The following is a 5,755-nucleotide window of genomic DNA, read 5'->3' on the forward strand; positions in this document are numbered from 1 at the left end:
GAACTGCACAAGGCGCGGCTGCTGGCGACGATTCTGGGCGTCATCGTGACGCTGCCGGAGGTGGCGATCGGGGCGGCGCTGGTGTTGGGGGCGGTGCAGGTTGCGGACGGGGGGTTGTCGGCGGGGACGCTGGTGGCGTTTCTGTCCACGGCGCTTGCTCTTCGGTGGCCGGTGGATTCCATTGGCTTCCTGCTGGCGATGAGTCAGGAGGCGGCGACGGCTACTGAGCGGTACTTCGAGGTGCTGGATGCGGAGCCGGAGGTTGCCGGTGAGCCTGCGTCGGTGTCGGGGGGTGGGGAGCGCGGCCCGGCGTTGCGGGATGCCTCCCCCAGAGGGGGGACCCCCAGCGCCCACCCTCCCCCACTCTCGGCTTCGCTCGAGCGGGGGGACCCCCATCGCCCTGGGGGTCCCCCCTCTGGGGGAGGCACGACTGCCCGCGGCTGGGCGGGTTTGCGCTTCGATGCCGTCTCCTTTCGTTACCCCGACGCCCCCGCCGGCTCGCCGCCCGTGCTCGAACGTATCGATCTTCACATTCGCCCCGGCGAGTCCATGGCGCTCGTCGGGGCCACCGGTAGTGGGAAGACGACGCTGACCGCGCTGGTCCCCCGGTTGCACGAGGTGACCTCCGGGCGGATCACGCTGGACGGGGTGGACATCACCGCCATGTCCCGTCAGGAGCTGCGCTCCAGGGTCGCCGTCGCCTTCGAGGAACCCACGCTGTTCTCGGCGAGCGTCGGGGAGAACGTCCTCATGGGCGCCGCTGATGGTGCCGGAGCCGCCGAGCTGGACCGCGCCCTCGCCGTCGCGCAGGCCGAGTTCGCGCACGCGTTGCCGCAGGGCACGGACACGCAGGTCGGTGAGCAGGGTCTGAGCCTGTCCGGCGGCCAGCGGCAGCGGCTGGCGCTCGCCCGGGCGGTCGTGGGACGGCCGGAGTTCCTGGTGCTGGACGACCCGCTGTCCGCACTGGACGTGCACACGGAGGCCGCCGTGGAGGCCGCGCTGCGGGACGTTCTCGCGGCCACCACCGCCCTGATCGTGGCGCACCGCCCGTCCACGGTGCTGCTCGCCGACCGGGTGGCGCTGCTGTCCGGCGGCCGGATCGCCGCCGTCGGCACGCACCACGAACTGCTGCGGGCCAACGCCGAGTACGCCCACCTGATGTCCGGGGCGGACCAGACGCACCAGGAGGCAGCCCGATGACCGTGTCCGCCACCTCCACCCCGGTCGCCGACGAGCCGGAGGACTCGCGCCCCCGCACGGCCGACGACCCCTTCGACAAGGACGTCCTGCCCACCCCGCCCGGCGCCACGGCCGCCCTGCTGCGTTCCCTGCTCGCGCCGATGAAGGCCCGTGTCGCGCTGACCACGCTTCTGCTGCTGCTCCAGCAGGCGGCCGTGCAGGCGGGCCCGCTGCTGGTGGCGTACGCCATCGACAACGCCGTACCGGCGTTCCGCGACCACGACCACGGGCCGCTGATCGCGGTGGCGGCCGGCTATCTGCTGTGCGCACTGGCCTCCGGCGGGCTGCAGTACGCGTTCGTGGCCGCCTCCGCCCAGGTCAGCCAGGATGTGCTGCTGGACCTGCGCGGCCGGATCTTCCGGCACGCCCAGGCGCTGAGCATCGACTTCCACGAGCGCTACACCTCGGGCCGGCTGATCTCCCGCTCCACCACGGACGTCGAGTCGCTGCGCGAGCTGCTGGAGGAGGGCCTGCAGGAGCTGGTGATGGTCATCCTGTCCTGCGTGTACGTCGCGGTGATCCTGCTCTGGCTGGACCTGGGGCTCGGCGCGGTGGCGGTGGCGTCGTTCGTGCCGCTGTGGGGGCTCGTACGGCTGTACCAGCGGCGGGCGCGGCGGGTGTACCGGCAGCGGTCGACCGCGATCGCCGCCGTGATCGTGAAGTTCGTGGAGACGATGAACGGCATCCGCCCGGTGCGCGCCTTCCGCCGGGAGGCCGCCAACGACGCCGAGTTCCGCGTCCTGAACCGGCGGCACGAGCGGACCAACGGGGACGCGCTGCTGGAGATGGCCCGCTATGTCGTCGGCTCGCGGATCGTGGGCAACACAGCCGTCGCGCTGATCGTGCTGTGGGGCGCCCACCGGGTGGCGGACGGCACGCTGGCGCTGGGGGTGCTGGCGGCCTCGGTGCTGTACCTGCGGCGGATGTACGACCCGATCGACCGGTTCGGCATGTTCCTGAACTCGTACCAGTCGGCGGCGGCCTCGCTGGAGAAGATCGCCGGGCTGCTCGCCCAGACCCCTTCCGTGCCGGAGCCGTCGGAGCCTCGGCAGCTCCCGGCCCTCGCCTCCGAGCACCCCGGCCGCGAGGTCGTCTTCGACGGCGTCCGCTTCGCCTACCGCACCGGTGGCGAGGTGCTGCCCCGCTTCGACCTCACGATCCCGGCGGGGCAGACGGTCGCGGTCGTCGGCACCACGGGCGCGGGCAAGTCGACGCTGGCCAAACTGCTCGCCCGCTTCTACGACCCCTCGGACGGCCGGGTGCTGCTCGACGGGGTCGACCTGCGCGACCTGGCCGTGCCCGAACTGCGGCGCGGGGTGGTGATGGTGACGCAGGAGGCGTTCCTGTTCTCCGGCACGGTCGCGGAGAACATCGCCATCGGCCGCCCCGACGCGAGCCGCGAGGAGATCGAGCGGGCGGCGAAGGCGATCGGCGCGCACGACTTCATCAGCGCGCTGCCCGAGGGCTACGACACGGACGTCCGCAAGCGGGGCGGCCGTATCTCCGCCGGTCAGCGTCAGCTCGTCGCCTTCGCGCGGGCGTTGCTCGCCGATCCGGCGGTGCTGATCCTCGACGAGGCGACCAGCTCGCTGGACATTCCGGGAGAGCGGGCGGTGCAGCGGGCCATGGCGACGGTGCTGAAGGGGCGTACCGCGGTCGTCATCGCGCACCGGCTGTCCACCGTGGAGATCGCCGACCGGGTGCTCGTCATGGAGCACGGCCGGATCGTCGAGGACGGCAGCCCGGCCGAACTCATCGCGGGGACCGGCCGGTTCGCGGGTCTGCACCGGGCGTGGCGGGACAGTCTGGCGTGAGCGCCGACGGGGACGGGGACGGATGATCGACGCGTACGAGGATCCCGGCAGACCCGACTGCCGGAGCGGCGGCCGGTATCTGTGGTGGCTGGTGCGCAGCCAGCCGGGGCGGTCGGCCGCGGGGGCGCTGCTGGGATGCGTGTCGCTGGTGGCCTCGGCGGCGGTGCCGTATCTGCTGTCCCGGGCGATCGACGACGGGCTGGAGCCCGGCGACGGGACCGCGCTGGCCGGCTGGGCCGCCGCCCTGCTGGTGGCCGGGGCGCTCACGGCCTGGCTGGACATCATGCGGCACCGCATCATGACCCGGGTGCGGATGGACGCCAACTTCCGCACGGTCAAGGTCGTGGTCGGGCAGGCGGTGCGGCTGGGCTCCTCGCTGCGGCGGCAGGTCGCGGCCGGGGAGGTCGTCACGATCGGTGTGGGGGACGTGCAGACCATCAGCACGTCGCTGACCGTCGTGGGGCCCGGCGTGGGGGCGGTCGTCTCGTACGCCGTGGTCGCCGGGCTGCTGCTGGCCGTGTCGCCGCTGCTGGCGGCCGTGGTGCTGCTGGGCGTGCCGGTGATCGCCGTGCTGGTCGGGCCGCTGATGGGCCGGTTGCAGGGCGTGGAGACGGCCTACCGGGAGCGGCAGGGCGTACTGACCGCGCGCATCGGCGACCTGGCGGGCGGGCTGCGCGTGCTGGGCGGACTGGGCGGCAAGGACCTGGTCGGCGACGCCTTCCGCCGCGACTCGCAACGGCTGCGGGCCGAAGGCTACCGGGTCGGGGCGGTGACCAGCTGGATCCAGGCGCTGGGCCTCGGGCTGCCGACGGTGTTCCTGGCCGTGGTGACCTGGCTCGCGGCGCGGATGGTGGCGCAAGGGGACATCACCGTGGGCGAGTTGGTGTCCGTGTACGGCTATGTGGCCGTGCTGGTGGTGCCGGTGGCGTACTTCCTGGAGTTCGGCAACCAGGTCAGCCGGGGGCTGGTGGCCGCGCGGCGGGTCGTACGGTTTCTGCGGCTGGAGCCCCTGGAGGACAGCGGCGTGGAGGACGCGCCGGCCGAGCCGTCCGTACTGTACGACCCCGAGTCGGGAGTCCGGGTGATGCCGGGCCGGCTGACCGCGCTGGCCGGTGCGCGGCCCGCCGACTCGGCGACCGTCGTCGACCGGCTCGGGCGGTACGTCCCTTCGGCGGCGACCTGGGGTGACAGACGGCTCGACGAGGTCGCGTTGCCGCAGGTCCGGGCGCGGATCCTGGTTGCGGACCACGAGGCCGACCTGTTCGCGGGCACGCTGCGGGAGATGGTGTGCGGACGCCGGGACCGGGACGACGCGGCGATCGCGCGGGCCGTGCACGCGGCCGTCGCCGACGACGTCGTGCAGGGCCTGCCGGACGGGCTGGACTCCCGGATCGACGCGCAGGGCCGCAACCTCTCCGGCGGGCAGCGGCAGCGCGTACGGCTGGTGCGGGCGCTGCTGGCCGATCCCGAGGTGCTGCTCGCCGTGGAGCCGACGTCCGCGCTGGACGCGCACACGGAGGCCGCGGTGGCGGAGCGGCTGCGCGCGGCCCGGGACGGCCGTACGACCGTCGTCACCAGCACGTCCCCGCTGGTGCTCGACCACGCGGACATCGTGTACTACCTGGTCGACGGCAAGGTCGCGGCCGGCGGCAGCCATCAGAGTCTGCTGGCCGAGGAGCCCGGGTACCGGGCGCTGGTGGCCCGTGACGCGGAGGAGACGGTGCGATGACAGCGGGACCGGGCCGGCTGCCGGTCGCGGAGCGGGCCGACGTACGGCGGGCCACGCTGGGGCTGGTCCGGGCGGACGGGCGGGCCTTCGCCGTCGCGGTCGCCCTCAACGCGCTGGCCGCCGGGGCGGGGCTGGCCGGGCCGTGGCTGCTCGGCCGGATCATCGACGAGGTGCGGGCGGGGGCCGGCGTCGCGGTGGTGGACCGGCTGGCGTTCGCCATCGTGCTGTGCGCTCTGGCGCAGCTGCTGCTGGCGCGCTGGGCCCGGTACGTGGGGCACCGGTTCGGCGAGCGGACGCTGGCCCGCATCCGGGAGGGCTTCGTCTCGCGGGCACTCGCGCTGCCCGCCTCGGCCGTGGAGCGAGCCGGGACGGGCGATCTGACGGCCCGGGGCACGGCCGACGTCGCCGCCGTGGGGGCCACGTTGCGCGATGCCGGGCCCGAGCTGCTCGTCGCCTTCGTCCAGGCGGCGTTCCTGCTCGGCGCGGTCTTCGTGCTCGACCCGCTGCTCGGCGCCCTGTCGGCGCTCTGTCTCACCCCCATCTGGTTCTCGATGCGCTGGTATCTGCGCCGGGCCCGGGACGCCTATCTCGCCGAGGGCGCGGCCACGTCGGACGTCGCCGAGATCCTCGCGGCGACCGCTGCGGGCGCCCGCACGGTCGAGGCCTTCCGGCTCGCCGAGCGGCGGACCGCCGCGAGCCGGGACGCGCTGGAGACGGCCCGCCGCACCCGGCTGCACACGCTGTTCCTGCGCTGCGCGTTCTTCATCGTCGTGGACTTCGCGTACGTCATCCCGGTGGCCGGCGTGCTGCTGCTCGGCGGCTGGCTGCACGCGCGCGGCGAGATCAGCCTGGGGTCGGTGGTGGCGGCCGCCCTGTATCTGCGGCAGTCGACCGAACCGCTCGACCAGCTCCTGGTCCGGATCGAGCAGTTGCAGAGCAGCGGCGCCTCCTTCGCCCGCGTCGAGGGCCTGGC

4 protein-coding genes are annotated in these 5,755 nt (G+C 74.0%); all 4 read left to right on the plus strand.

The features are described 5' to 3' along the window. A partial coding sequence (locus ACTWQJ_RS45245; RefSeq protein ID WP_443312211.1) for an ABC transporter ATP-binding protein occupies positions 1 to 1,200 on the plus strand: 1,200 nt, incomplete at its 5' end. Further along, positions 1,197 to 3,053 carry an ABC transporter ATP-binding protein gene (locus tag ACTWQJ_RS45250; RefSeq protein WP_443312212.1) on the plus strand — a complete coding sequence of 619 codons (1,857 nt, stop codon included), beginning with the start codon at positions 1,197 to 1,199 and terminating at the stop codon, positions 3,051 to 3,053. The genes ACTWQJ_RS45245 and ACTWQJ_RS45250, both read left to right, overlap by 4 nt. Before the next feature lie 22 nt (positions 3,054 to 3,075). After that, the gene (locus ACTWQJ_RS45255) at positions 3,076 to 4,782 is read left to right on the plus strand and encodes an ABC transporter transmembrane domain-containing protein (RefSeq protein WP_443312213.1); all 1,707 of its coding nucleotides are present in this window, start codon (positions 3,076 to 3,078) and stop codon (positions 4,780 to 4,782) included. Then, positions 4,779 to 5,755: ABC transporter transmembrane domain-containing protein (locus ACTWQJ_RS45260; protein ID WP_443312214.1), on the plus strand; the 977-nt coding region annotated here is incomplete at its 3' end. The genes ACTWQJ_RS45255 and ACTWQJ_RS45260, both read left to right, overlap by 4 nt.

Origin of the sequence: Streptomyces sp. KR55 (assembly GCF_052245645.1) — a bacterium.
Classification (GTDB): domain Bacteria; phylum Actinomycetota; class Actinomycetes; order Streptomycetales; family Streptomycetaceae; genus Streptomyces; species Streptomyces flavusporus.